This is a genomic window from Pseudorhodoferax sp. Leaf267, from assembly GCF_001422405.1.
Taxonomy (GTDB): domain Bacteria; phylum Pseudomonadota; class Gammaproteobacteria; order Burkholderiales; family Burkholderiaceae_C; genus Pseudorhodoferax.
The window spans coordinates 88,073-110,361 of sequence record NZ_LMMV01000027.1 but is presented as its reverse complement, the minus strand read 5'-3'; the positions used below and the strand labels follow the sequence as shown (position 1 = coordinate 110,361).

Genomic DNA, 22,289 nt, shown 5'->3' with positions numbered 1-22,289 from the left:
GTGGGATGCCGCAGGTCCTGCACGTCCAAGGCCTGGTCTACCGCCGCCCCGGCCCGGGCGGCGATGCGGGCTTTGCGATGCAGGTCGACGCGCTGTCGCTGGCCGCAGGCGAGGTCGTCGGCGTGGTCGGCCCCTCGGGCTGCGGCAAGAGCACACTGATCGACCTGCTGGCCCTGCTGCGCCGGCCCACCGAGGTCGGCCGGCTGGAGATCACCGGCGTGGACGCCGCCGCGCTGTGGCGCAGCGGCACGCCAGACGCCTGCACGGCCCTGCGCGCGCGGCACATCGGCATCGTGCTGCAGACCGGCGGGCTGCTGCCCAGCCTGTCGGTGCGCGAGAACATCCTGTTGTCGCAACGTCTGCTGGGCCGGCTCGACCTGGGCTGGGCCGACGCGCTGCTGGCGCGCCTGGACCTGGCCGGCCTGGGCCAGCGCCTGCCCGCGCAGCTGTCCATCGGCCAGCGCCAGCGCGTGGCCATCGCACGCGCGCTGGCACACCGGCCGCAGCTGGTGCTGGCCGACGAGCCCACGGCCTCGCTGGGCGTGGACCACGCACCCGCCGCGCTCGACCTGCTGCTGTCGCTGGCCGCCACCAGCGGCGCCGCGCTGCTGCTGGTCAGCCACGACCTGGCCCTGCTGCGCGCCAAGGGCGTGCCGCTGCGCCATTGCAGCGTGCAGGCCGGCGTCGTGCGCCTGGAGGCCGCATGACGACGCGACTGCGCTGGGGCCAGCTGCTGCGCCTGGCCGCCGCCGACCTGTGGCACGAGCGCTGGCTGGCCTTTTGCGCCGCCTGCGTGCTGGCCGCTACGCTGGCGCCGCTGGGCACGCTGTGGGGGCTGGAGCGCGGCGTGATCGGCGCGCTGATCGAGCGCCAGGACCAGGACCCGGTCATGCGCCAGGTGCTGCCCGAAGCCAGCGGCGGCCAGCGCTACGACGCCGCCTGGTTCGCGCGCGTGGCGCAGTGGCCGGGTGTCAGCTTCGTCATGCCCAACACCCGGGCCATCGCCAACCAGGTCGAGCTGTACGCCGATGGCGCCGACGCCCCCCAGCGCGTGGACCTGCTGCCCACCGCCGCGGGCGACCCGCTGCTGGGCCGCGCGCCCGTGCCCACCGGCCGCACGCTGCTGCTGAGCCAGCCGGCCGCGCAGCGCCTGCGCGTGGCCGCCGGCCAGAGCGTGCGCGTGGCGCTGGAGCGCCAGCGCGAGGGCAACACCGAGCGCGCCGTCGTCGCGCTGCAGGTGGCCGCCGTGCTGCCGCCGGCCCAGCTCGATGCCATGGCCGCGCTGGCCTCGCTGCCGCTGCTCGAATCGGTGCAGGCCTGGCGCGACGGCTACACGGTCGAAGGCTTCGATGGGCAGGGCGCCGGCCTGGCGCCCGCGGCCGAGGTCTACCCGCTGTTCCGGCTGTACGCGGCCTCGATCCGCGACGTCGCGCCGCTGGCCGCGCGGCTGGAGTCCGAGGGCATTTCCACCTACACCCGCGTGCGCGAGATCGGTGCCACGCTGGGCCTGCAGGCCAACCTGCGCACCGTGATCGCGCTGGTCGGCGTCATCGCGGCCGTGGGCGCCACCGTGGCGCTGGCCGCGATGCAGATCGCCACCGTGCGCCGCAAGCGCCGCGAATACGCGCTGCTCAAGCTCACCGGCCACGGCCGGGCCTGGCTCATGGCCTTGCCCTGCCTGCACGCGCTGGCCGTGGCCCTGGTCGGGGGGCTGCTGGCGCTGGCCTGTTACGGGGCCACGGCCACCGCCATCAACCTGCATTTCGCCTCGCACCTCTCGGGTGGCGAGGCCGCCGTGCGCCTGGGGCTGGGCGACATGGCCGCCGGCGTGCTGGCCGGTGTCGTGATTTCCGTGTTGCCGGCGCTCTGGGGCGCCTGGCGCGCATCGCATGTGGAGGCTGCCGATGAGTTACGTGAACAGTAAGAGTAAGACAACCCCCCCCAGTCTGCGCGCTGCGCGCTCCGCCAACCCCCCCCTGCTGCGCGGGGGGGGCGCACCCAGCGGCCTGGCAGAGCCAGTTCCGCGGGTGCCCTGGCATGGCCTGCTTCGCGGTCTTCGGATGGGCGGGGCGGTGGCGGGGCTGGCGTTGATGTCCAGCGCCTGGGCGCAGACGCCCTGGCCGGCCAACCTCGTCAACCCGCAGGCCAGCCCCGACGACCTGTCGCTGCCCATGCCCTGCGGCGGCGCCATGGTGTTCCGGCGCGTGAACATCCCGAGTGCCGACGCGCTGGACGACCGGCGCGTGCAGCTGGGCGGCGCCGAGCCGCGCTTCGCCTATGCCGAGAACCCGCGCAGCGACTACGTGGGCGGCGGTTTCGTCGACACCAAGACCAAGAACCAGCGCTACTACCTGATCGGCAAATACGAGGTCACGCAGCTGCAGTTCGATGCGCTGGCCGACAAGTGCCCCACCGCCAGCGCAGAAGGCCGCATGCCCAAGACCGGCGTCACCTGGGCCGAGGCGGTCTACTTCTCGGGCCGCTACGCCGAGTGGCTGGCCAAGAACGCCGCCGCCAAGCTGCCCACCGAAGACGGCGCGCCCGGCTTCGTGCGCCTGCCGACCGAGGCCGAGTGGGAATTTGCCGCGCGCGGCGGCGTGGCCGTGACGCCGGCCGTGTTCGAGCAGCCCGCCTTCCCGATGCCCGAGGGCGCGCAGCGCTACGCCTGGTTCGCCGGCACCGACTCGTCGAACAACGAGCTCAATGCCATCGGCCTGCTCAAGCCCAACCCGCTGGGCCTGCACGACATGCTGGGCAACGTCGGCGAGTTCGTGCTCGACCCCTACCGGCTCAACAAGCACTCGCGCCTGCACGGCCAGGCCGGTGGCGCCATGGTCAAGGGCGGTGACTACCGCACCGGCCAGGCCGAGCTGCGCAGCGCCGCGCGCGCCGAGTTCGTGCCCGTGGACAAGGCCGGCGAGCGGCGCGACAAGACCACCGGCCTGCGCCTGGTGCTGGTGCCGGCCTCGCTGCCCAGCGCGGCGCGGCTGCAGTCGGTGCAAAAGCTCTGGACGGGCCTGGCCAGCACCGCATCGGGCACGGCGCAGGCGCTGGCCGACCCGGTCAAGGAAGTCGAGGCTCTGGCCAAGGCCACGACCGACCCGGCGCTCAAGACGCGGATCGAAGGCGTGGGCACCGTCATCAAGGCCAACATCCAGGCGCGCAACGAGCAGCGCGACCGCTCGGCCAAGAGCGAGATCCGCGTGGGCGCCTACCTGGCGCGCAAGGTCATGGAAGACGCGGGCCGCATCGGCAAGCAGGAGGCCGTGCTCAAGGCGCTGTCCGAGGCCGCGAAGAAGGATGTGCAGGCCAGCATCAGCAGCAATAAGGAAAACCTGGACGCCACCCTGGACTACATGATTGACACCCTGAAACAGATCGGCTTAGATTTCCCCGTGGCGACGACCGCGACCCAGGGCGAGTTGCTCAAGCGCGAATTCGAGGCCCGGTCGGTGCCGGGCTACGGCCCGCTGGTGGACCTGGTCGTCAAGTACAGCCAGGGCGCGCGCAGCGGCAAGCCGGTCGACAAGCCGGCCCTGCTGGCGGAACTCAATTCCATCGAAGCAAAGGTCAGCAAGAAATGAACGCCTCACTCTTTCCGCGCCGCGCCACGCAGGCCATCGCGCTGGCCGTGGCACTGTCGCTGGCCGGCTGCGAGACCATGCCCAGCATGCCCGGCTTCGGCAACCAGAACCAGGTGCCGCTGACGGCCGCCGAGCAGCAGATGCAGCAGGACGAGTCGCGCTTCAACGACACCGTGATCTCCGGCGTGCTGACCGGCGCCCTCACCGGCGCGCTGGTCGGCGGGCTGGGTGCACTGGCCCTGGGCGGCAACAGCAAGAACGCGCGCAACGCGGCCATCGGCGGCGCCGTGGTCGGCGCCACGGCGCTGGGCGTGGACGCCTACGTCACGGCCAAGAAGGAACAGGCCGGCCGCCAGCAGGTGCGCGCCGCGCAGGCGGCCGCCGCCGACGTGCGGCAGGACAGCGCCAAGCTGCAGAGCTACCTCGACAGCTCGGGCCGCGTGCTGGCCGAAGGCCGCTCGCGCCTGGCCAGCCTGCAGCGCGATGTGGCCGCCAAGAAGCTCAGCGCCGAGGAGGTGCAGCAGGCGCGTGCACGCGAAGAACGCAACATCGCCTCGATGAACCAGACCTTGAACCAGGCGCGCAAGACGCGCGACCAGTACATCGAGGCGTCCGGCAAGCTGACCGACACGCCGCAGAACAAGCGCGACCTGGACAACGAGATTCGTCGCATGAACCAGCAGATCGCCCAGCTCGAGAACAACGTGCAGGCCTACAACCAGGCACTGGCGGTGTCCAAGGCATGAGGAGCACCACGATGCCACGCCGTACCCCGCTGCCCATCCTGACCCTTGCGGTCCTGCTGTCCGGCTGCGCCGGCAACGCCTACCTGGACGCCAAGCGCAACACCGCGGCGGGCGGCAAGATGGACCAGGACATCGCCGCGTCGCAGGCCGACCTGGACCGCGCCCGCGCGCAGAACGCCAGCTTGCAAAGCGCCACCGCCAACCGCCAGGCCGAGATCGACCGCGACAAGCGCCGCGTGGCTTCTCTTGAGTCCGACCTGCGCAAGCAGGACGCCACGCTGGCCGCCGCGCTGAAGTCGGGCAAGGTCACCAAGGCGAGACATGCAGAGCTCAAGAAACAGCTCGACCAGTTGAAAGGCGACACGCAAAGCGCCGAGCTCGACGCCCAGCGGCTGGCGATGGCGAAGACGCCCGATGCCCAGGCCACTGCGGCCAAGGAGAAGCAGCTGCAGGACCTGGAGAAGCGCAAGAAGGGGCTGGAGGACGCGCTGGCCGCGATGGCGCGCTGAGCCCGCCGCAGGCGCCAGCCTACTGCGGCTTGGCCGGCGTGCACAGGCCGAGGATGCGCTCCTGCTGCGAGCAGTCCTTGGCTGGCTTCGGTGCCGCAGTCCATGCCGGCTTGCCCTTGCCGGCGATGCACGCGCGGACCTCCCAGGCCGTCGCCGGGTAGTAGAACCAGCCGCGGCCCAGATCGGGCAGCGCCATCTCCACCTCCCGCCATTTCGGGTGCCCCTTTTCCTGCAGCGTGGAGAAGTTCTGGCACAGCGAACGCACCATGTTGCGCAGGTGGTTCTCGGTGTCCTTGAGCTGGAAGTCGTAAGTCACCAGGAAGGCCTTGACGGCCAGGCCCGGGATATCCGCCGTCAGCAGGTTCGGGTAGTTCCTGGCCCGGACGTTGGCTGCGAAATAGGTCTTGAGCACCGTGGCGCTGGTCGCATGGTTGGGGTCGAACTTGAGCAGCTTGATGAGCTGGCGCGATTCGGGCTTCATGTCCACGAGCAGCTTGGCAGGCTGGCCTGCCACGACCGCGACCACGTCCACCGTCTTGTCGGTCACCAGCTTGGCCAGCGCCTCCTCGTTGGACAGGTAGCTGGTGCCTTGCTGCGGCATCGCCGTGCCGAACATCAGGCGGTACAGCGTGGCCGAAGTCAGTGCGGTGCCGCTCCCGGATTCGCCTGCATTGATCTTGGCATTCTGGATCTCGTGGATATGGTTCAGCTCCGAGTCGGCCCGGACGATGAAATAGATTTCCTCGTTGTACAGCGGCATGACCACCCGCAGCGGCCGGATCATGTCGCGGGCTTCCGCATTGCCGCCCGCGGCAATGTCCAGAAAGGCCTGGTAGACGTCCGATTGCACCAAGGCCAGCTTGACGCCCGATTCATAACGCAGGCGCCGCACGTTTTCTGCCGATCCTGCCGATGGCAAGGCCTCGAGCTTGATGTTCGCCGTGGGCGCAACGAACTGGGCGAGGTCGGCGCCGATCTTGATGTAGGTGCCCCGCTCCGACGCCGTGACGATCTTGTACTCGACTGCCGCGGCTGCGGGGTTTTGCAAGAGCAGCGCCGCCATCAGCAGCGTGCATGCGATCAGTTTGTTCATCTCAAGGCCTCTCCTGTGGCGTTTGCGGAATGCACAGCCCCAGTGTCGCGACGGCTGGCGGGCACTTTTCATCGACCGGCAGGTTGGTTCGTGCAGTGGGCGCAGCGTCGGCAGTCGGCGCCGGAGCGGGCGTTCTTTCCAGTGGATTCGGCATGGCCGGCGGCGTTGGCACCGTGTCTGCAGGCTTCAATGCGGCGCCCATGCCGGCCACCGCGCTCGGTGCTGGCGTTGCTGCCTGCGGCTGGCTTGGCGGTGGCGCGGGCTGTGCACCGTGCCCACGGTAGAAATACACCGCCACCGCAGCGATGGCCACGAGCAGCAAGCCCAGGACAGCGCCGGCAGTGATGCGCTGCGAGGGGGCGGCGGTGGCAGACCGATGCGGCAACAGGACTTCGTACACGTGCTGCTGGCCGGGCTGCGCGAACGCCAGCCCGGCATGGAGGTGCGCGGCGGCGGATTCCACGATGCCCGGGTGCTTGGGCTGCAGGTAGCTCACTTCCTTGTGCACGACGGCTGGCGCGGACGGGACATCCAGTCGCGGTGCAACGGGCAATGAAAACTTGGCGCCGCATTTGTAGCAATTCGTCGCAGTGCGCAAATCCACCGCGTCGCAACGCTCGCAGGGTTGCAGGTTCAACTGCCCGTCACAGCGTTGGCAATAGTCTGCATCCACCGGATTCACGTGCTGGCAGAAGAGGCACTGCAGGCTGGGGTTGTGCGACATCTTGGTTGGGCGACGAGGGGGATCGTCGAAGAAGTTGCTTTGGTGCTCTTGTGCTTCAGATTCTGCATGCCGAGCGCGGGCGCACGGACGCCAACCCATCTTAGGTCAACACCTCGCACCTTTCGCTGCTCCTCAACCCGAACCGCCACGGCCACCGCTGCAAGCGCACGGAACTCGAAAGGTCCGCACGTGGCCTCACGGCCGCGAGCAGTTCGCCGGCCCCATCGCCTCCTGGCTGGCCTGCCGCGTCATGGCCGCCACTTCGTCCGCATTGCGTGCCGTGAACACGCGGCCGCGGCCGATCTGGGCGACGCAATTGCCCGCGCCGGTGCCGGTGATGTCGACCACGTTGATCTTCAGATGCGGCTTGGCGCGCATGAGGGCGGCGGCTTCGGCGCAGGGGTCGCGGCCGCAGCTTTCGCGGCCGTCGGTGACGACGACCATCAACGCCTCGCGCTTCACGCCGTCCACCATGCGGCCGGCCCTGGCGATGCCGTCGGCCAGCGGCGTGCCGCCGCGCGGCTGGATGCCCTGGACGATGCCCGCCAGTTCGCCACGACGGCCGGGTGGATAGAAGCCGGCGCTGCGCGCAGCCGGGCAGTCCTCCACCAGCACCAGGCCGATGTTGGCGTCCGACGGTGCGCGGCGCACCATGGTCAGGGCCGCCTGGCGGGCGGCGGTCATGCGGGTCGGCTCGCGCCGCACGCGGTTGATGTCGATGCCGGGCACGGCCTGGCCCAGGCCGAACTGGCGCATCATGCCGCGCATCGCGTCCAGCTGCGCCAGTTGCCGGATCTCCTCGTCGGAGGCGTTCAGGCTGAAGCCCATGGAGCCGGAGGCGTCGAAGACCAGCGCGAGCTCGGGCGCCAGCTCCGCCGGGCGCTGGCCGGGGCACATGTTCTTGGCTTCCTTGATGAGGTTGTCGCTGCAGTGCGTCTTCAGGGCCTCGGTGATGTCCTGGCGCAGCGGCGCGGCGCGCGGGTCCTTGGCGCGCAGCAGCGCGTCCTTGGACAGGCGCTGCAGGTCGGCGCAGTTGCGGCCGGCGCCGGCCACGCGCTTCTTCAGTGCGTCGTAGGGGTCGGCCTTGGGCGCCTCGGCCTGGGAGACCGGCGGCTCGGGCTCGCTGGCGGCCGCGACCGGGGCGCTGGCCTCGGGCTCCGGTGCGCTGGCCGCCGCCACGGGCGGCTCGGGCGACGGGCGCACGCACATGAACTGGGGCGCCTGGGCTTTCTTGCGGGCGATCTCGTCTTCGAGCGCCTTGTTGCGTGCCTGGGCTTCGCCGAGCCTGGCGCTGAGGTCGTCGGCCGGGGCGGCCTGGTCCTGGCAGCCGCGCAGGCCGAAGAACAGCAGCGCGGCGAGCAGCGGCAACAGCAGCAAGGCCCAGAGCCAGCGGCGCCTGGCGGGTGGCGCGGCGGATGGGGCTGCAGCGGCGGCTGCCGTGCCTGCGGCCGGCTCCAGGCTTTTGATGGCGGCGTCCATGGCTGGGTCGGGCGCTGCGGCGGCCGCAGCCGGCACTGCCGCGGCGGCGGCTGGAGCAGGTGCCGCGGCAGGCGGCGCCACCGGGGGCACGGGCGGCTGGGCCGCGTCCGCATGGCCCCACAGCACCAGCACCGGTTTGCCCCCCACGCTGTAGAGCCAGTCGCCAGACGGCAGCTGCGCGGCGCGCTCGATCATCTGGCCGACCATCTGCGCCGCCGAGCCCTCTGCCGCCAGCTGCTGGCCCAGGCCGCGGATGTCGTTCAGCAGGCGCTGCGCGCGCTTGTCCAGCTTGTCGCGCTCTTCCGGCGGCAGGGTCGAGGCCAGCACCGCATCGCCGCTGAGGGCCGTGCTCCAGGCCACGCCCTCGGCATCGGGCTTGGGGCTGGCCAGCAGGTCGCCATGTGCCTGGCCCAGCCGGCTGCGCAGGATGTTGACGATCTGTTCATGCGAGGCCAGCAGGGACCGGCCATGGACCTCGAGGGCGAAGCCTGCAGTGCGCGGCGTGTAGAGAAGGCGTTGCGGCACGAGATTCCTTGGCGTGAACGGGCCGCGACGACTGTAGCGTGGCGCTGCGCGTTTCGGCAAATTTCAGGCCAGCGCGCGCCTAGGCCCTGTCGGCCTGCACCTACAGGGCCTGCGCACCGGGGCCGACGGCACCGAAAGGCCGCTGCGCCCAACAATGCATCTCGTCACCCCGTCGTGCAGCACCCATCCGCGGCTCTCTCTCGTGGTGTGTTGTCGCCCCGTCTCGCCGCAGGGAGTATCCATGCAGACCTTCGCCTGGCAGGCGCCCGCGCAAGCGACGGCGACCCTGCCGACTCCGACATCGACCGCCACCTCGCACCGCCAGGCCCACGTGATCCGCCGACTGCGCGAAGCACTGTTCGAGCTCCAGTGCGCGCCCGAGCCGGACCCCGACGCCATCGACAGCCTGATGCGCCGCCTGGCGCGCGTGCGCGCACGTTGCGCGCGGGACCATGCACGGGACTGAGGTGAGCGCGCCCGGCTGGAGAGCAGACTTCGCCTAGACGCCGGCCGGCTGCGCCATCGCACAGCGCATCGCCTTGCGCCCGTCCCGGGCGACAGGGCAGGTCTCAGGAACCGTGGACAATCGCATGTTCCTGGCGTTCGGCGCCGCGTGCACATCCAACTGGAGCTCCCCATGACCTATCCCAGCACCCAACTCTTCATTGCAGGTGAGTGGCAAGACGCCGCCGATGGCCGCAGCCTGGCCGTGTTCAATCCCGCCACGGGCAAGGAGATCGGCCGCGTCGCGCATGCCGGCGTCCCCGACCTGGACCGTGCCCTGGCCGCCGCGCAAAAAGGCTTCGAAGTCTGGCGCGACATCCCCGCCGCCGAACGCGCCAAGACCATGCGCCGCGCCGCCGCGCTGATGCGCGAGCGCGCAGGCGAGATCGCCGCCGTGCTGACGCAGGAAAACGGCAAGCCGCTGCCCGAAGCCAAGGGCGAGGCCATGGCCGCCGCCGACATCATCGAGTGGTTCGCCGACGAAGGCATGCGCGTGTACGGCCGCATCGTGCCCTCGCGCGGCAACCTGGCCGTGCGCCAGCTGGTCGTGAAAGACCCGGTCGGCCCCGTCGCCGCATTCACGCCCTGGAACTTCCCGATCAACCAGGTGGTGCGCAAGCTGTCGGCCGCGCTGGCCACCGGCTGCTCCATGCTCATCAAGGCGCCCGAGGAAACGCCGGCCGGCCCGGCCGCGCTGATCCGCGCCTTCGCCGACGCCGGCCTGCCATCTGGCGTGGTCGGCCTGGTCTACGGCAACCCGGCCGAGATCTCCAGCTACCTGATCCCGCACCCCGTGATCCGCAAGGTCACTTTCACGGGCTCCACGCCGGTCGGCAAGCAGCTGGCCGCGCTGGCCGGCCAGCACATGAAGCGCGTGACCATGGAGCTGGGCGGCCATGCCCCGGTCATCGTCTGCGAAGACGCCGACATCCAGCTGGCCGTCAAGGCCGCCGGCGCCGCCAAGTTCCGCAACGCCGGCCAGGTCTGCATCTCGCCCACGCGCTTCCTGGTGCACAGCAGCGTGCAGAAGGAGTTCGGCGAAGCGCTGACCGCCTACGCGCGCGGCCTGAAGGTGGGCGACGGCCTGGCCGAGGGCACGCAGATGGGCCCGCTGGCCAACCCGCGCCGCGTGACGGCCATGGCCGAGTTCACGCAGGACGCCGTCCAGCAGGGCGCCACGCTGGCGCTGGGCGGCGAGCGCATCGGCGACTCCGGCAACTTCTGGCAGCCCACGGTGCTGACCGATGTGCCGCTGTCGGCCAAGGTGTTCAACGACGAGCCCTTCGGCCCCATGGCCGCCGTGCGCCCCTTCGACAAGCTGGAAGACGCGATCGCCGAGGCCAACCGCCTGCCGTTCGGCCTGGCCGGCTACGCGTTCACGCGCTCGCTGAAGAACGCGCATGTGCTCACGCAACGCGTCGAGGTCGGCATGCTGTGGATCAACCAGCCCGCCACGCCCTCGGCCGAGCTGCCGTTCGGTGGCATCAAGGACTCGGGCTACGGCTCCGAAGGCGGCCCGGAGGCACTGGAGGCCTACCTGAACACGCGCGCGGTGTCCATCACCAACGTGTGATGCGCGCGTTCGTGTGCCGCGGCCTGCGACGGGCCGCCTGGCTGGCGGCGATGCCAGCCGCCGCGCTGGCCGCCGGCCCCAACGAAGCCGGCCCCGATGTGGATGCCGGCCTGAACCCGGGCACCAGCCGCCCCTTGTGGGAGCTGGGTGTGGGCGTGGCCGGCCTGCGCCTGCCCGACTACCGGGGCGCCGACCAGAGCCGCAACTACCTGCTGCCCCTGCCCTACATCGTCTACCGCGGCAGCTGGTTCAAGGCCGACCGCGACGGCGCGCGCGCCGTGCTGGTGGACAGCGAGCGCATCAAGATGGACGTGAGCCTGGCGGCCTCGGCCCCGGCGCGCAGCAAGGACAACGACGCGCGGCGCGGCATGCGCAACCTCAAGGGCCTGGCCGAGATCGGCCCCAACCTGAACCTGGAGCTGGCCAGGTCCGTGCCCGGCCGCTGGAAGGTGGACCTGCGCCTGCCCGTGCGTGCCGCGTTCACGCTGGAGAAATCTCCGCGCTTCGTGGGCACCACCTTCTCGCCCCACCTGAACCTGGACCTGGCCGGCGTGGCCGGCAACTGGAACGTCGGCATGCTGACCGGCCCGGTGTTCGGCGACAGCCGCTACCACCGGCATTTCTACGGTGTGGGCGCCGCCGATGCGACGGCCGTTCGGCCCGCCTACGACGCGCGCGGCGGCTACGGCGGCTGGCAGGCGCTGGCCTCCACCTCGCGCCGCTTCGGCAACACCTGGGTCGGCGCCTTCGTGCGCTACGACCGGCTCGATGGTGCGGCCTTCGACGACAGCCCGCTGATGCGGCGCAAATCGGCCCTGGCCTTCGGGCTGGGGGTGTCATGGATCCTGGCAACCTCCTCCGAGCGGGTCGCGAGCAACGATTGAGGCTGGAGCGTTTTGGGGGACCTGCGACAACGTTGGCTGAAGAGGCGCGTCCGCCGCGCCGATGGCGCCGGGTGCTGAGCATGCTGCGCCGCGCCTGGCAGTGCACGCTGTTCTATCTGCTGCTGGCGCACCTGGGCGCCATGTCGCTGACCTGGAACCTGGTCTGCCTGGTGCTGTACCCGCTGCTGCCGCGCGGCCAGGGCACGGTGGTCGGCCGTGCCGCCATCTCCTCGGTGTACCGGGGCTTCTGGGCCTGCGCGCAATGGCTGGGGCTGATGCGCGTGGACGACCAGGCGCTCGATGCGCTGGCGCGCGACCAGGGCCTGATCATCGCCGCCAACCACCCCAGCATGCTGGACGCGATGCTCATCATCGCGCGCGTGCCACGCGGCATCTGCATCATGCGCGCCAGCCTGATGCGCAACCCGTTCCTGGGCGCGGGCGCCCGCATGGCGCGCTACATCCGCAACGACCCGCCGCGCGGCATGATCCGCGGCGCCGTCCAGAACCTGCGCGCGGGCGGCCAGCTGGTGCTGTTCCCCGAGGGCACGCGCACCATCGCCCCGCCGGTCAACCCGTTCCGGCCCGGCATCACGCTGATGGCGCATATGGCGCAGGTGCCGATCCAGACCGTCATCATCGAGGCCGACACGGCCTACCTCGGCAAGGGCTGGCCGATCTGGCGCGCGCCACAGTTCCCCATGCATTTCAGCGTGCGCCTGGGCCAGCGGTTCGCGCCGGAGGCCGACCACATGGGGTTGCTCAAAAGGCTGGAAACGTACTTCGCCGAGGAGCTGAAGTGAAACCTTCGACGACGCATGTGCTGCTGATCCCCAGCTACAACACCGGCCCCAAGGTCTACGAGACCGTGGCCGCCGCGCGCGCGCAATGGGGCCCGGTCTGGGTCGTCACCGACGGCAGCACCGATGGCACGCCCGCCGGCCTGCAGGCCATGGCCGCGAGCGATCCGGGCCTGGTCGTCCTCGTGCTGCCGGCCAACGTCGGCAAGGGCGCCGCCTTGCTGCACGGCCTGCAGCGTGCGCAGCAGGCCGGCTTCACGCATGCGCTGACCATGGACTCGGACGGCCAGCACCCGGCGGCGCTGATCCCCGCCTTCATGCAGGCCTCCATCGCCCGGCCCGAGACCATGGTGCTGGGCCGACCCGTGTTCGACGCCTCCGCGCCACTGCTGCGCGTGCGCGGCCGGCGCGTGTCGAACTGGTGGACCGACCTGGAGACGCTGGGCGCCGGGATCGCCGATTCGCTGTACGGCTTTCGTGTCTACCCCATCGCCGACCTCATCGCCGTGATGCGCCGCCAGCCCTGGATGCGCCGCTTCGACTTCGACACCGAGGCCGTCGTGCGCCTGGCCTGGCGCGGCGTCAAGCCGGTCAACCTCGATGCGCCGGTGAAGTACCTCACGGCCGAGGAGGGCGGCGTCTCGCACTTCCGCTACGGCCGCGACAACGCGCTGCTCAGCTGGATGCACCTGCGCCTGATGCTCGAGTTCGCACTGCGCCTGCCGCTGCTGCTGTGGCGCCGTGCCACGCAGCGCCCACCGTTCCAGCCATGAGGCTGCCGCCTCGCGCGCCCTGGCGGGCCGAGCTGGCCTTGCGTGCGCGCGAGCTGTTCTGGCTCAAGCTGCTGGGCACCACGCTGTGGACCACGGTGTTCTTCGTCGGCTACTTCCACCTGCTGCGCCACCCGGCCCATCCGGTCACCGTGATGCCGCTGACCTGGCTGGACGCGCTGGTGCCGTTCCAGCCCGCAATGCTCGTGCCCTACCTGTCGCTGTGGCTCTACATCGGCGTGGCACCGGGCCTGCAGCGTGGCTTCTGGCCGCTGGCCGTCTACGGCCTGTGGATGACGGCGCTGCTCCTCACCGGCCTGGCCATCTTCTACTTCTGGCCGACCGCCGTGCCGCCGCTGGCCATCGACCGCTCCGGCCACCCCGGGTTCGCACTGCTGGAGGGCGTGGACGCCAGCGGCAACGCCTGCCCGTCCATGCACGTGGCGGCCTCGGTGTTCACGGCCGTGCGGCTGCACGCCGTGCTGCGCGAGATCGGTGCGCCGGCCCTGTGGCGGCTGGCCAATCTGGTCTGGGTGCTGCTGATCGCCTGGTCCACCATGGCCGTGCGCCAGCATGTGGCGCTGGACGTGCTGGGCGGCGTGCTGCTGGGCCTGGCGTTTGCTTGGCCGTCCCTGCGCTGGCGGCCTGCCAGCGGCTATCATCCGCGTCCGCCGTCGACCACACCACCATGAGTTCACTGACCGCCCTGCAGGAGCTGATCCACAGCAAGTTCGGCATCGATCCGGCCACGCTGGACCCGGACGCCTCCATGCGCGAGAAGGGCTTCGACTCGCTGGCCCTGGTCGAATTCCTGTTCGCGGTCGAAGACCAGTTCGGCATCTCGGTGCCGGACGAGTATTCCAGCATCGACACCCTGGCCCAGCTGGCCGAAGTCGTCGACAAGCTGGTGGCCGCCAAGCAGCCGGCGGTGTGATGCGCGCCGCGCCGGGCCGCCCCGAGCAAGCGCGATCCTGCTCGGCGGGGCAGGCCGCGGGCCGAAAGGTGCACCCATGAATGCCGTCGTCACCGGCCTGGGCGTGGTGTCGCCGCACGGCCAGGACGCAGGCGCCATGTTCGACGCGCTGTTGCGAGGCCAGTCCGCCATCGCCCCCGTGTTTCCTGAACTGCCCAAGCCGGCCTGCGCTGCCACGGTCGAGTTCGACCCGCTCCAGTGGTTCACCAAGCTGCAGTTGGCCGGCGTGGACCGCGTGAGCCAGCTCGCCGTGGCGGCTGCCGAACTGGCCGTGCGCGACGCCGGCGTGCTGGGCGATGTCGAGCCCGAGCGCCTGGGCGTCTACGCCGGCTGCGGCATGGGCGGCGCCGCCGCGCTGGAGGCCGCCTACCGCGGTGGCGGCCGCGTGCCCCCGCTGACCATCCCGGCCTTCATGCCGAACGCGCCCGCCGCACATGTCGCCATGCGCCAGCGCGTGCTGGGGCCGGTGCTGACCTATTCCGTGGCCTGTGCCTCCTCGGCCGTGGCGATTGCCGAAGCCGCCGCCGCCGTGCAGCGTGGCGACCTGGACGTGGCCATTGCCGGCGGCAGCGAGGCGCTGATCGTGCCCGGCGTGGTGCTGGCCTGGCAGGCCATGCACACGCTGGCCGCGTTCGAACCCGGCGAGGCCGCCAGCGCCGTCAAACCTTTCGCGGCCGACCGCAGCGGCTTCGCACTCGGCGAGGGTGCAGCCTTCGTCGTCATCGAATCGGCCGAGCGCGCCCGTGCACGTGGGGCCCGCCGCTACGCCAGAGTGGCGGGCTGGGGGCTGAGCAGCGACGCCACGCACCTGACCAAGCCCGACGCCGCCGGCCAGGTCCGCGCCTTGCAGGCCGCCCTGCGCCGCGCCGGCCTGGCGCCGCGCGATGTGGGCTACTGCAACGCCCATGGCACGGCCACGCGCATCGGCGACGTGGTGGAGTGCGAGGCGCTGGCCCAGGTCTGGGGCGACGCGCTGGACGGCCTGGCCGTCAGTTCGACCAAGGCGCTGCACGGCCATCTGCTGGGCGCGGCCGGCGCGCTGGAAGCCGTCATCACCATCCTGGCGCTGCAGCGCGGCCAGCTGCCGCCGAATGCCCACTGCGCCACGCCCGAGCCCACGTGTCGCGTGCCTCTGGTGCCGGCCGCTGGCGCTGCGGCGCCGGGCCTGTCGTCGGCGATCACCAACTCGTTTGCATTCGGTGGTACGAATGCTGTGCTGTTGTTCACACGAGACAGCACGAATTAGCGTCGCCGCCCGGCCAACTGATACGCGGCCAAGGGTTGTCAGTCAGGCGTCAGATTCAGGGCGGATGCTGCACTGCACCATGACTGCAAACCTGAACACGGCATTGCACTTGCACCTGGAGGATGTTCTCGGTGAACTCCATTACGCCCGCCGGATGGACAACCTGGGCCGGCTCGTCCATGTCACCTACTGGGACGTGCGGCGCTGGGCGCGCTCTGCGCACCGCGAGGCGCTGGCCAGCCGGGCTTCCGACCTGATCTGTGCCCAACCGCAACCCAGCCGCGCTGCATGCCTGGAAATCGTGGACGACATCATCCGCGAGCTGGAGCGCATCCAGAGCCAGTTCGAGGGTGAAGCCCAGGGCCAGGCCGGCGAAGGCTGTTCCGCCAGCGACCCCTACGCTGCGCGCTATGCGCTGAGCTGACACCGCGCCGACCCCTGCGGCGCGCCCGTCACCGCACCGCCCACTGGCCCGCAGCCCCTGCGGGCGAACAGTGCGTCAGCACCGTCCGATCCGGATGCTGCGGAGCTTCAGGCCGTGGCCAGCGCCGGTTCCGGGAACAGCAGATCGATCAGTGCCGGCGCCGCCTGCCGCTCGGCCATCACGGTGCGCAAGGCCTGCGTGGGCAACTGGGGATGCGCCAGCAGCGCGCGGTCCATGAGCTGCGCGGCCAGCTGGTGCAGCAGCTGCAGGTTGGCCTCCAGGCGCGCGCCGAATTGCGGCTCGTCCAACACGTCCGTCAGCCCGCGGTTCATCTCGGCGAACCACGGCAGACTGGCCTGGTCCAGCATGCGGCGCGGGCGGGCACCGTCGTCCACCTCGCTAAAGGCGCGCAGGAAGTCCTGCACCGCCACGTTCAGGCGGTGTGTCCAGGCCAGGTCGGGCTGCAGCCGGGCCATGGTCTGCACGTCGACCAGCTTGTTCTGGAAGAACAGCTGGCACATCACGCCCCAGTAGAAGGTGTAGTCCCACAGCACCTTGAGCGGCATCACCTCGGCGCTGTGGAAGATCGGGTACTGGCCGGTGTAGATCGGCAGCATGGCCTCGTACAGCGAGAAATAGATGCGCTCGTACATCGGCGCCAGCATGCCGACCGGGGCCTTGGCGCGGTCCTTGGCGATCATCTCGGTCACAAAGGTGTTGGAGATCGCGATGAAGTCGCCGCCCGGCGAATAGAACGGGTCCAGGAACAGCCCGGCCTCGCCCGTCAGCGCCCAGCGGTCGTTGCCGCTCCAGACCTTCTTGCAGCCGTACGAGAAGCGCTTGAAGAACGCGAAGTCCTGCAGGCCATCGCGCTTGGCATCCAGGTCGGCATACAGCTGCGGCTGGTGCACCTGGAACCAGTCCATGGCCTTGTCGAACGTGTTCATGCTCTCCAGCGGATGCAGCGCCGGGTCGGCCACGATGCCCACCGAATGCGAGCCCGAGGCCAGCGGGATCAGCCAGGCCCAGTAGCCCGCGCCCACGAGGTGATTGGTCGACAGCCAGCGGTTCGGCGGGTTGCAGCGGGCCAGCCATTCGGGGTCGTCCGTCCAGTCGGCCACATCCACGCGCCGGTCGATGCGGAACCACACGGCATGGGCGGCATGGTCGTTGAGCTGGGCCAGGTCGAGCTTGCGCTTGACGAGGCCGGCGCGGCCACTGGCGTCCACGAGCCAGTCGGCCGTCGCCTCGTGCGTCACCCCGTCGCGCTCGTAACGAACATGGTGCTGCGCGCCCCTGGCACCCAGCGTGAACTCGCGCACCAGCGCGCCGTCCTGGTGCTGCACGCCCAGGGCCTGCACCATCCCGGCCAGGTCGTTCTCCAAAATGCCGCGGTCCAGCTGGTAGCTGGCCGTGGGCAAAAAGGTGCTGGCGCCCAGCTCGGTGACCTGCGTGAGGTCGGGCGCGCCGTCGCTCCAGAAGAAGCGAAAGCCGAATTTGCGGAGTTGGCGCTGGTCGAGGTAGTCCTTCAGGCCCAGCACATTCGCCAGGTGGTGCGCCTGGATCTCCACCGACGACTCGCCCACCTTGTGCGCGGCCTCGGGCAGCGGGTGCGTGCGGCGCTCCAGCACCAGCACGTTGAGCGCGGGCATGCGCTGCTTGAGCTGCAGCGCCAGCGTGAGGCCGGCGAGGCCGCCGCCCAGGATCACAACATCATGGTGTGCCATTCAAATCATCCCGCCGTTGATGGAGATCACCTGCCCGCTGATGTAGCCGGCCTGCTCGGAGGCCAGGAAGCCCACCAGCGCCGCCACCTCTTCGCCCGTGCCGGCTCGTTTCATGGGGACGATGCGGTCGATGGTGGCCTTGTCGAAATCGTGCGCCATACCGGTGGCGATGATGCCGGGCGCCACCGCGTTCACCGTGATGCCGCGACTGGCCAGCTCCAGCGACAGCGACTTGGTGGCGCTGTTGATCGCGCCCTTGGCCGCCGCGTAGTTGACCTGGCCCCGATTGCCGGCCATGGCCGACATCGACGAGATGTTGATGATGCGGCCCCAGCGCGTGCGGATCATTGGCATCGTCAAAGGCTGCGTCACGTGGAAGAAGCCGTTCAGCGACACGTCGATCACCTGGTGCCACTGCTCGGCGCGTAGCGCCGGAAAGGCCGCGTCGTCGTGCGTGCCGGCGTTGTTCACGACGATCTGCACGGGGCCGGCCGCCACCAGTTGCGCGCAGGCCGCGGCGCTGGCGGCGGCGTCGGTCACGTCGAAGGCCACCGCCTCTGCGCTGCCGCCGGCGGCGCGGATCTCGTCAACGAGCGCCTGGGCCGCCTGCAGTCGCGCGTTCGCATGCGCGATCACGTGGTGGCCGTCGCGCGCCAGTTGCAAGGCGATGGCGCGGCCCAGGCCGCCGCTGGCGCCGGTGACGAGCGCGCGCTTGGGAGAGGTGGTCGATGTCATGCGGGGAGCGGTGTGTTCAGCACGACAGCGGCGCGGCCTTCGGCGACCGGCTGGCCGGCGTGCTGCACGCTGAACTGGTAGAGGATCTGCTGCGCGTCGCCGGCCTGGCGCGTAACCTCGATGCGCAGGTCGCCGGGCAGCTCGTCCAGCCGCAACCGGTGCAGCTGCACGCCGCGCGCGGACGCGAGGTAGCCCGGCGTGGCCGGCGCGCCTGTGGCCTGGCCGATCAGCGCGCCGTGCAGCGCCATGGCCTGGGCCGCGTACTCGATGGCGCAGGGCGCCAGCAGGCCGCTGGCCGTGCGCAAGGGGTTGGCCGGGTCGCGGTGGCTGTCGGCGGTGCAGACGATGCGGTCGGCATCCCAGTGCGCCATCTGCGCCAGCAGGCACATACTGCCGCTGTGCGGGATCAGGGCGGCGATGCCGGCGTGGTCGAGGCTCACAGAGACTCCACGTGCACGCGCACCTGCAGGCCGTCCAGGTAGTCCAGCACCAACGTGCCGGCGCTGCGTCGCGCCAGCAGCTGCAGCAACGGCAAGGCCGCCGCGGCCGGGATGGCGGTGCGTAGCGCTTCCAGCGACGCGTCGTCGCAGCGCGTGGCCGCACCGGGCTGGGCCGCAACGGGCTGCGCCTGCAGCGCGGCCAGACTCTTGCCGCTGCGCTGCGGCGACAAGAGCAGTGCCACGCCGAAGTTCTCGGGGATCGGCCGGCTGCTGTTCAGCGGCTCGGGGTAGGGCAGGTCGTAGGCCACGAGCAGCACGGCATGGCCGTCGCTGTGCATGGCGGCAGCGGCCTCCAGCAGGCCGGCGCACAGACTGCCGTCGTGCGCGCATAGGCTGGTGGACGTGGCCTGGCTGCCCACCGCGATGTGCCAGTAGCCCGCTGCCGCGTTGTGCACCGAGTTCGTGAAGCGCGTGGGCGAGATCAGCGGATTCGGCACGGCCAGCGCCTCGCACAGCGAGTGGCAGTTCGCGCCCTCGCCACCGGAGGAGCTGAACACGGTGGCCAGTTGCGAGGGGTCGGCGCCCGCGTGCGCGATGGCCTCGTCGGCCACGCCCATGGCCAGGCGCATCACGGCGCCGGAGCGTCGGCGCTCGGCTGGGGGCAGGCGGGCCGGGGGCGCCAGCGTGGTCGCAGCGAACGCATGGGCCGCCTCGCCGCGCAGCACGGGCTGGGCCGCGTCCCAGTTCGGCAGGCCGGGGCCGAGCAGGCCGATGCCGTCGATGAAGAGGGGCAGGGGCTGGGTCATGGGGTGACTCCCGACAACACCAGGCTCGCATTCGTGCCGCCGAAGCCGAACGAGTTGCTGAGCACATGGCGCAGCGGCGCGTCGCGGTTCGCGTCGAGGTAGTTCGCGTGCAGGTCGGGGTCGGGCGTGTGCCGGTGCAGGCCGCCGGGCATCAACCCATGGCGCAGCGCCAGCAGGCTGATCGCGGCCTCCACGCCGCCCGCCGCGCCCAGCGTGTGGCCGGTCGCGCCTTTGGTGGAACTGCAGGGCGGCGTGTGCTCGCCGAACACCGCGCGCACGGCACGGTCTTCCGAGCTGTCGTTGGTCGGCGTGGCCGTGCCGTGCAGGTTGATGTAGTCGATGTCGCCGGCCTGCAGCCCAGCCGCCGCCAGCGCGGCGCGCATGGCGGCGATTGCGCCCACGCCCTCGGGGTGCGGCGTGCTCATGTGGTGGCCGTCGTTGGTCTCGCCCACGCCCAGCACCCAGCCCTGCGGCGCCTCGGTATCACGCTCGATCAGCATGAAGGACGCGGCCTCGCCGATGGACAGCCCATTGCGCGCCGCGCCCCAGGGCCGGCAGGCCTCGGGCGACAGCAGCTCCAGCGCGTTGAAGCCGTACAGCGTGGTCAGGCACAGCGTGTCCACGCCGCCGACCACGGCCGCGTCGATCCAGCCGGCGTCCAGCATGCGGCGCGCGTTGCCGAACACCTTGGCGCTGGACGAGCAGGCCGTGGAGACCACGAAGCTCGGCCCGGTCAGTGCCAGCGCCTGCGCCGTGAACGCGGCCAGCGAATGCGAGTTCTGCGTCTCGGCGTAACGAAAGCCAGCGGGCAGCGCGCCGTCGGGCTGGCGGTTCTGGTAGGCCAGCTCGGTCTGCAGCAGGCCCGAGGTGCTGGTGCCCAGGAACACGCCGATGCGCGGCGCGCCCCAGCGCGTGCGGGCGCGGTCCACGGCGTCGGTGAAGCCGTCCTGCTGCAGGCCCAGCCAGGCCAGCCGGTTGTTGCGGCAGTCGAAGTCGGCCAGTGGCACGGGCAGCGCAACCTGGTCCACGCCTTCGACCTCGCCCGTCCAGGTGGTGAGCGGCAGGCCGCGAAAGCGCAGCGGCGCCAGGCCCGAGCGCTGCGCGCGCAGCGCGTCCAGCGTGGCGGCCTGGCCGGCGCCGAGCGCCGTGGTCAGCGTGAAGGCCGAGATGGCCAAAGGATTCATGGTGTCACTTTCGCAATCAGCAGGACGTTGGCGAACGGGGTGCCCGCGCTCATGGGTTGGCTCTGTACGTCGAAACCGAGCTGCTGGAGCTGCGCCGACCACTGCGCCAGTGTGCGCCCGTATTGCGGCAGCACGCGGTGGCCGCGGATGCGCGTGACCACGGCGTCCACCCACTGGCTGATGGCAAAGCCGCGTCGCGCGCTGGCATCGCCCACACGCAGCAGCAACAGGCCGCCGGGCGGCAGGGCGGCGCGCACGCGGGCCAGCACCTGGTTCTGCTCGTCGATGCCGATGTAGTGCAGCACGTCGAGGATCACCACCGCGTCGACGGCCGGGAAGGCGGTGGTCCGCATGTCGCCGCAGACAAACTGCGCCGTGTCGCCCAGCTGCGCCAGCGCGGCGCGGGCACGCTCCACGTCGCGCGGCATGAGTTCGATGCCGGTCACGCGCTCGGGCGCGGGTGCGGGCGGCCAGGCGGCCGGCCACTGGCCCTGGCGCGCGAGCTGGCCGCTGCTGGCGAGCAGGCTGGCCAGCAGGCCCTGGCCGCAGCCGATGTCCAGCACGCGCGCGCCGGGGCGGATATGGCCTTGCTCGATCAGGTAGCGGAACACCGGGTCCATGCCCAGTTTGCCGCGCGCGAAACGCCAGGCAAACATGCCCGCGGCGCGGTAAGGTGCGCAGGCGGTGTCGAGCAGGGTGGTCCAGGCGGTGGTGGTCATGCAGGGGCTTGCAATGCGTCGGGGACGGTGGTGGTGGCCAGGCCGGCGGCGCGGATCCGCTCCAGCAGCGCGGGCAGCGCGGCCAGCACCACGGGCCGGCCGTCGGCCATCGTGGCGCCGTGGCGGTCGTGCAGCAGCACGATGTCGCCGGCGGCCAGGCCGTCGGTAAGCCGCGCGAGCACGGTCTGCGGATCGCGCTCGCGCGTGTCGAAGCCGCGCCGCGTCCAGCTCACGAGCCGCAGGTCCAGCGCGTGCAACACCGGGTCGAGGAAGGGGTTGCGCAGCCCGGCCGGCGCGCGAAAGCAGGTCGGGCGCTGGCCGGTCAGCTGTGCCAGGCGGTCCTGCGCCGCGCCGATCTCGCGCTTGAAGCCGGCCGGCCCCAGCAGCGAGAAGTTGTGCCGGTGCTGGAGGCTGTGGTTCTGCACGCTGTGGCCGCGCCGCACGATCTCGCGCGTGAGCGCCGGGTGCCGCTCGGCCTGCTGCGCGATGCAGAAGAAGGTGGCGCGCGCGCCGTGCGCGTCCAGGATGTCCAGCACCTGGGGCGTGACCTGCGGGTCCGGCCCGTCGTCCAGCGTCACGGCCACCTCGCGCCGCGCGGCGGCCGCTGCGGGCAGGCGGCGCACGTTGGCGCCCAGCCACGTCGAGCGCGGCCACAGGCCGGTGGTGGCCAGCAGCGCGTGGTCCAGCACCACGGCGCCCGCGGCCCAGGGCCACAGGGCCGGCGCCGTGGCGGCCAGGCCGGCCGCGCCGAGATGGCAGGCCACGCTGGCCTGCACCAGCAGCGGGGGCCGCCAGCGCGTGGGACGGGGGGCGGATGGCGAGGCGGCGTGCATTGCGGCGTGAA

Annotated in this window: 24 protein-coding genes; 14 read left to right on the top strand and 10 right to left on the bottom strand. The window is 71.2% G+C overall.

Annotation, left to right across the window (positions count from 1 at the left end):
* The first annotated feature begins 5 nt into the window (after positions 1–5).
* The 5 genes from ASF43_RS28790 to ASF43_RS28770 all read left to right on the top strand — a co-directional run bounded on the left by ASF43_RS28790 (position 6) and on the right by ASF43_RS28770 (position 4,839).
* Positions 6–707, top strand: a complete 702-nt coding sequence (locus tag ASF43_RS28790) for an ABC transporter ATP-binding protein (RefSeq protein ID WP_056189511.1) — start codon at positions 6–8, stop codon at positions 705–707.
* A complete protein-coding gene (locus ASF43_RS28785; protein WP_056189508.1) occupies positions 704–1,924 on the top strand; it encodes an ABC transporter permease in 1,221 nt (406 codons plus the stop codon). The genes ASF43_RS28790 and ASF43_RS28785 overlap by 4 nt, the downstream gene beginning before the upstream one ends.
* Before the next feature lie 166 nt (positions 1,925–2,090).
* The gene (locus ASF43_RS28780) at positions 2,091–3,584 is read left to right on the top strand and encodes an SUMF1/EgtB/PvdO family nonheme iron enzyme (RefSeq protein ID WP_162241866.1); all 1,494 of its coding nucleotides are present in this window, start codon (positions 2,091–2,093) and stop codon (positions 3,582–3,584) included.
* Positions 3,581–4,330, top strand: coding sequence for a hypothetical protein (locus tag ASF43_RS28775; RefSeq protein WP_056189502.1), 750 nt, complete (start codon positions 3,581–3,583; stop codon positions 4,328–4,330). The genes ASF43_RS28780 and ASF43_RS28775 overlap by 4 nt, the downstream gene beginning before the upstream one ends.
* An 11-nt stretch (positions 4,331–4,341) precedes the next feature.
* A complete protein-coding gene (locus ASF43_RS28770; protein WP_056189499.1) occupies positions 4,342–4,839 on the top strand; it encodes a hypothetical protein in 498 nt (165 codons plus the stop codon).
* A gap of 19 nt (positions 4,840–4,858) precedes the next feature.
* Here the strand turns inward: ASF43_RS28770 and ASF43_RS28765 are convergent, their stop codons facing one another.
* The 3 genes from ASF43_RS28765 to ASF43_RS28755 form a co-directional block, all read right to left on the bottom strand.
* A complete protein-coding gene (locus ASF43_RS28765; RefSeq protein ID WP_056189497.1) occupies positions 4,859–5,932 on the bottom strand; it encodes a TAXI family TRAP transporter solute-binding subunit in 1,074 nt (357 codons plus the stop codon).
* A 1-nt stretch (position 5,933) separates the two neighbouring features.
* On the bottom strand, positions 5,934–6,656 hold the full coding sequence (locus ASF43_RS28760) for a zinc ribbon domain-containing protein (protein ID WP_156373562.1): 723 nt from the start codon (positions 6,654–6,656) through the stop codon (positions 5,934–5,936).
* 195 nt (positions 6,657–6,851) lie between these two features.
* Positions 6,852–8,660, bottom strand: a complete 1,809-nt coding sequence (locus tag ASF43_RS28755) for a VWA domain-containing protein (RefSeq protein ID WP_056189491.1) — start codon at positions 8,658–8,660, stop codon at positions 6,852–6,854.
* Between the two features lie 241 nt (positions 8,661–8,901).
* Here ASF43_RS28755 and ASF43_RS28750 point away from each other — a divergent pair, with 241 nt between their 5' ends.
* The 9 genes from ASF43_RS28750 (at position 8,902) to ASF43_RS28710 (ending at position 15,834) form a co-directional block, all read left to right on the top strand.
* On the top strand, positions 8,902–9,126 hold the full coding sequence (locus ASF43_RS28750) for a hypothetical protein (protein WP_056189486.1): 225 nt from the start codon (positions 8,902–8,904) through the stop codon (positions 9,124–9,126).
* Between the two features lie 171 nt (positions 9,127–9,297).
* Positions 9,298–10,737 (top strand): NAD-dependent succinate-semialdehyde dehydrogenase, encoded by a 1,440-nt coding sequence (locus tag ASF43_RS28745; protein WP_056189482.1) that lies wholly within the window; start codon positions 9,298–9,300, stop codon positions 10,735–10,737.
* Positions 10,737–11,621 carry a MipA/OmpV family protein gene (locus ASF43_RS28740; RefSeq protein ID WP_056189481.1) on the top strand — a complete coding sequence of 295 codons (885 nt, stop codon included), beginning with the start codon at positions 10,737–10,739 and terminating at the stop codon, positions 11,619–11,621. The genes ASF43_RS28745 and ASF43_RS28740 overlap by 1 nt, the downstream gene beginning before the upstream one ends.
* An 80-nt stretch (positions 11,622–11,701) precedes the next feature.
* Complete coding sequence (locus ASF43_RS28735; protein ID WP_056189946.1) at positions 11,702–12,424, top strand: lysophospholipid acyltransferase family protein; 723 nt, start codon at positions 11,702–11,704, stop codon at positions 12,422–12,424.
* Positions 12,421–13,194 carry a glycosyltransferase family 2 protein gene (locus ASF43_RS28730; RefSeq protein ID WP_056189477.1) on the top strand — a complete coding sequence of 258 codons (774 nt, stop codon included), beginning with the start codon at positions 12,421–12,423 and terminating at the stop codon, positions 13,192–13,194. Before ASF43_RS28735 ends, ASF43_RS28730 begins: the two co-directional genes overlap by 4 nt.
* A complete protein-coding gene (locus tag ASF43_RS28725) occupies positions 13,191–13,883 on the top strand; it encodes a phosphatase PAP2 family protein (RefSeq protein WP_056189474.1) in 693 nt (230 codons plus the stop codon). Before ASF43_RS28730 ends, ASF43_RS28725 begins: the two co-directional genes overlap by 4 nt.
* On the top strand, positions 13,880–14,125 hold the full coding sequence (locus ASF43_RS28720) for an acyl carrier protein (RefSeq protein WP_056189471.1): 246 nt from the start codon (positions 13,880–13,882) through the stop codon (positions 14,123–14,125). The genes ASF43_RS28725 and ASF43_RS28720 overlap by 4 nt, the downstream gene beginning before the upstream one ends.
* Positions 14,126–14,201: 76 nt before the next feature.
* Positions 14,202–15,410, top strand: coding sequence for a beta-ketoacyl synthase (locus ASF43_RS28715; protein WP_056189467.1), 1,209 nt, complete (start codon positions 14,202–14,204; stop codon positions 15,408–15,410).
* A gap of 79 nt (positions 15,411–15,489) precedes the next feature.
* Positions 15,490–15,834: a hypothetical protein gene (locus tag ASF43_RS28710; RefSeq protein ID WP_156373561.1), complete on the top strand. Its 345-nt coding sequence runs from the start codon at positions 15,490–15,492 to the stop codon at positions 15,832–15,834.
* 107 nt (positions 15,835–15,941) lie between these two features.
* Here the strand turns inward: ASF43_RS28710 and ASF43_RS28705 are convergent, their stop codons facing one another.
* The 7 genes from ASF43_RS28705 to ASF43_RS28675 are packed head-to-tail and all read right to left on the bottom strand — an operon-like array spanning position 15,942 to position 22,278.
* The gene (locus tag ASF43_RS28705) at positions 15,942–17,561 is read right to left on the bottom strand and encodes an NAD(P)/FAD-dependent oxidoreductase (protein WP_056189462.1); all 1,620 of its coding nucleotides are present in this window, start codon (positions 17,559–17,561) and stop codon (positions 15,942–15,944) included.
* Entirely contained in the window at positions 17,562–18,296 is a 735-nt protein-coding gene (gene fabG / locus ASF43_RS28700) for a 3-oxoacyl-ACP reductase FabG (RefSeq protein ID WP_056189459.1), read from the bottom strand.
* Positions 18,293–18,736 (bottom strand): hypothetical protein, encoded by a 444-nt coding sequence (locus ASF43_RS28695; protein WP_056189456.1) that lies wholly within the window; start codon positions 18,734–18,736, stop codon positions 18,293–18,295. Before ASF43_RS28695 ends, fabG begins: the two co-directional genes overlap by 4 nt.
* Positions 18,733–19,542, bottom strand: a complete 810-nt coding sequence (locus ASF43_RS28690) for a beta-ketoacyl synthase chain length factor (protein WP_056189453.1) — start codon at positions 19,540–19,542, stop codon at positions 18,733–18,735. The genes ASF43_RS28695 and ASF43_RS28690 overlap by 4 nt, the downstream gene beginning before the upstream one ends.
* Entirely contained in the window at positions 19,539–20,726 is a 1,188-nt protein-coding gene (locus ASF43_RS28685; protein WP_056189451.1) for a beta-ketoacyl-[acyl-carrier-protein] synthase family protein, read from the bottom strand. The genes ASF43_RS28690 and ASF43_RS28685 overlap by 4 nt, the downstream gene beginning before the upstream one ends.
* The gene (locus ASF43_RS28680; RefSeq protein ID WP_056189448.1) at positions 20,723–21,445 is read right to left on the bottom strand and encodes a class I SAM-dependent methyltransferase; all 723 of its coding nucleotides are present in this window, start codon (positions 21,443–21,445) and stop codon (positions 20,723–20,725) included. The genes ASF43_RS28685 and ASF43_RS28680 overlap by 4 nt, the downstream gene beginning before the upstream one ends.
* A complete protein-coding gene (locus tag ASF43_RS28675) occupies positions 21,442–22,278 on the bottom strand; it encodes a polysaccharide deacetylase family protein (protein ID WP_056189445.1) in 837 nt (278 codons plus the stop codon). The genes ASF43_RS28680 and ASF43_RS28675 overlap by 4 nt, the downstream gene beginning before the upstream one ends.
* Positions 22,279–22,289: the final 11 nt, after the last annotated feature.

What these genes read in the sequence shown, in the direction of transcription:
- ASF43_RS28790 (WP_056189511.1), top strand. Translation starts at nt 6, where the DNA reads ATGCCGCAGGTCCTGCACGTCCAAGGCCTGGTCTACCGCCGCCCCGGC.
- ASF43_RS28785 (WP_056189508.1), top strand. Translation starts at nt 704, where the DNA reads ATGACGACGCGACTGCGCTGGGGCCAGCTGCTGCGCCTGGCCGCCGCC.
- ASF43_RS28780 (WP_162241866.1), top strand. Translation starts at nt 2,091, where the DNA reads ATGTCCAGCGCCTGGGCGCAGACGCCCTGGCCGGCCAACCTCGTCAAC.
- ASF43_RS28775 (WP_056189502.1), top strand. Translation starts at nt 3,581, where the DNA reads ATGAACGCCTCACTCTTTCCGCGCCGCGCCACGCAGGCCATCGCGCTG.
- ASF43_RS28770 (WP_056189499.1), top strand. Translation starts at nt 4,342, where the DNA reads ATGCCACGCCGTACCCCGCTGCCCATCCTGACCCTTGCGGTCCTGCTG.
- ASF43_RS28765 (WP_056189497.1), bottom strand. Translation starts at nt 5,932, where the DNA reads ATGAACAAACTGATCGCATGCACGCTGCTGATGGCGGCGCTGCTCTTG.
- ASF43_RS28760 (WP_156373562.1), bottom strand. Translation starts at nt 6,656, where the DNA reads ATGTCGCACAACCCCAGCCTGCAGTGCCTCTTCTGCCAGCACGTGAAT.
- ASF43_RS28750 (WP_056189486.1), top strand. Translation starts at nt 8,902, where the DNA reads ATGCAGACCTTCGCCTGGCAGGCGCCCGCGCAAGCGACGGCGACCCTG.
- ASF43_RS28745 (WP_056189482.1), top strand. Translation starts at nt 9,298, where the DNA reads ATGACCTATCCCAGCACCCAACTCTTCATTGCAGGTGAGTGGCAAGAC.
- ASF43_RS28740 (WP_056189481.1), top strand. Translation starts at nt 10,737, where the DNA reads ATGCGCGCGTTCGTGTGCCGCGGCCTGCGACGGGCCGCCTGGCTGGCG.
- ASF43_RS28735 (WP_056189946.1), top strand. Translation starts at nt 11,702, where the DNA reads ATGCTGCGCCGCGCCTGGCAGTGCACGCTGTTCTATCTGCTGCTGGCG.
- ASF43_RS28725 (WP_056189474.1), top strand. Translation starts at nt 13,191, where the DNA reads ATGAGGCTGCCGCCTCGCGCGCCCTGGCGGGCCGAGCTGGCCTTGCGT.
- ASF43_RS28720 (WP_056189471.1), top strand. Translation starts at nt 13,880, where the DNA reads ATGAGTTCACTGACCGCCCTGCAGGAGCTGATCCACAGCAAGTTCGGC.
- ASF43_RS28715 (WP_056189467.1), top strand. Translation starts at nt 14,202, where the DNA reads ATGAATGCCGTCGTCACCGGCCTGGGCGTGGTGTCGCCGCACGGCCAG.
- ASF43_RS28710 (WP_156373561.1), top strand. Translation starts at nt 15,490, where the DNA reads ATGACTGCAAACCTGAACACGGCATTGCACTTGCACCTGGAGGATGTT.
- ASF43_RS28705 (WP_056189462.1), bottom strand. Translation starts at nt 17,561, where the DNA reads ATGGCACACCATGATGTTGTGATCCTGGGCGGCGGCCTCGCCGGCCTC.
- fabG (WP_056189459.1), bottom strand. Translation starts at nt 18,296, where the DNA reads ATGACATCGACCACCTCTCCCAAGCGCGCGCTCGTCACCGGCGCCAGC.
- ASF43_RS28690 (WP_056189453.1), bottom strand. Translation starts at nt 19,542, where the DNA reads ATGACCCAGCCCCTGCCCCTCTTCATCGACGGCATCGGCCTGCTCGGC.
- ASF43_RS28685 (WP_056189451.1), bottom strand. Translation starts at nt 20,726, where the DNA reads ATGAATCCTTTGGCCATCTCGGCCTTCACGCTGACCACGGCGCTCGGC.
- ASF43_RS28680 (WP_056189448.1), bottom strand. Translation starts at nt 21,445, where the DNA reads ATGACCACCACCGCCTGGACCACCCTGCTCGACACCGCCTGCGCACCT.
- ASF43_RS28675 (WP_056189445.1), bottom strand. Translation starts at nt 22,278, where the DNA reads ATGCACGCCGCCTCGCCATCCGCCCCCCGTCCCACGCGCTGGCGGCCC.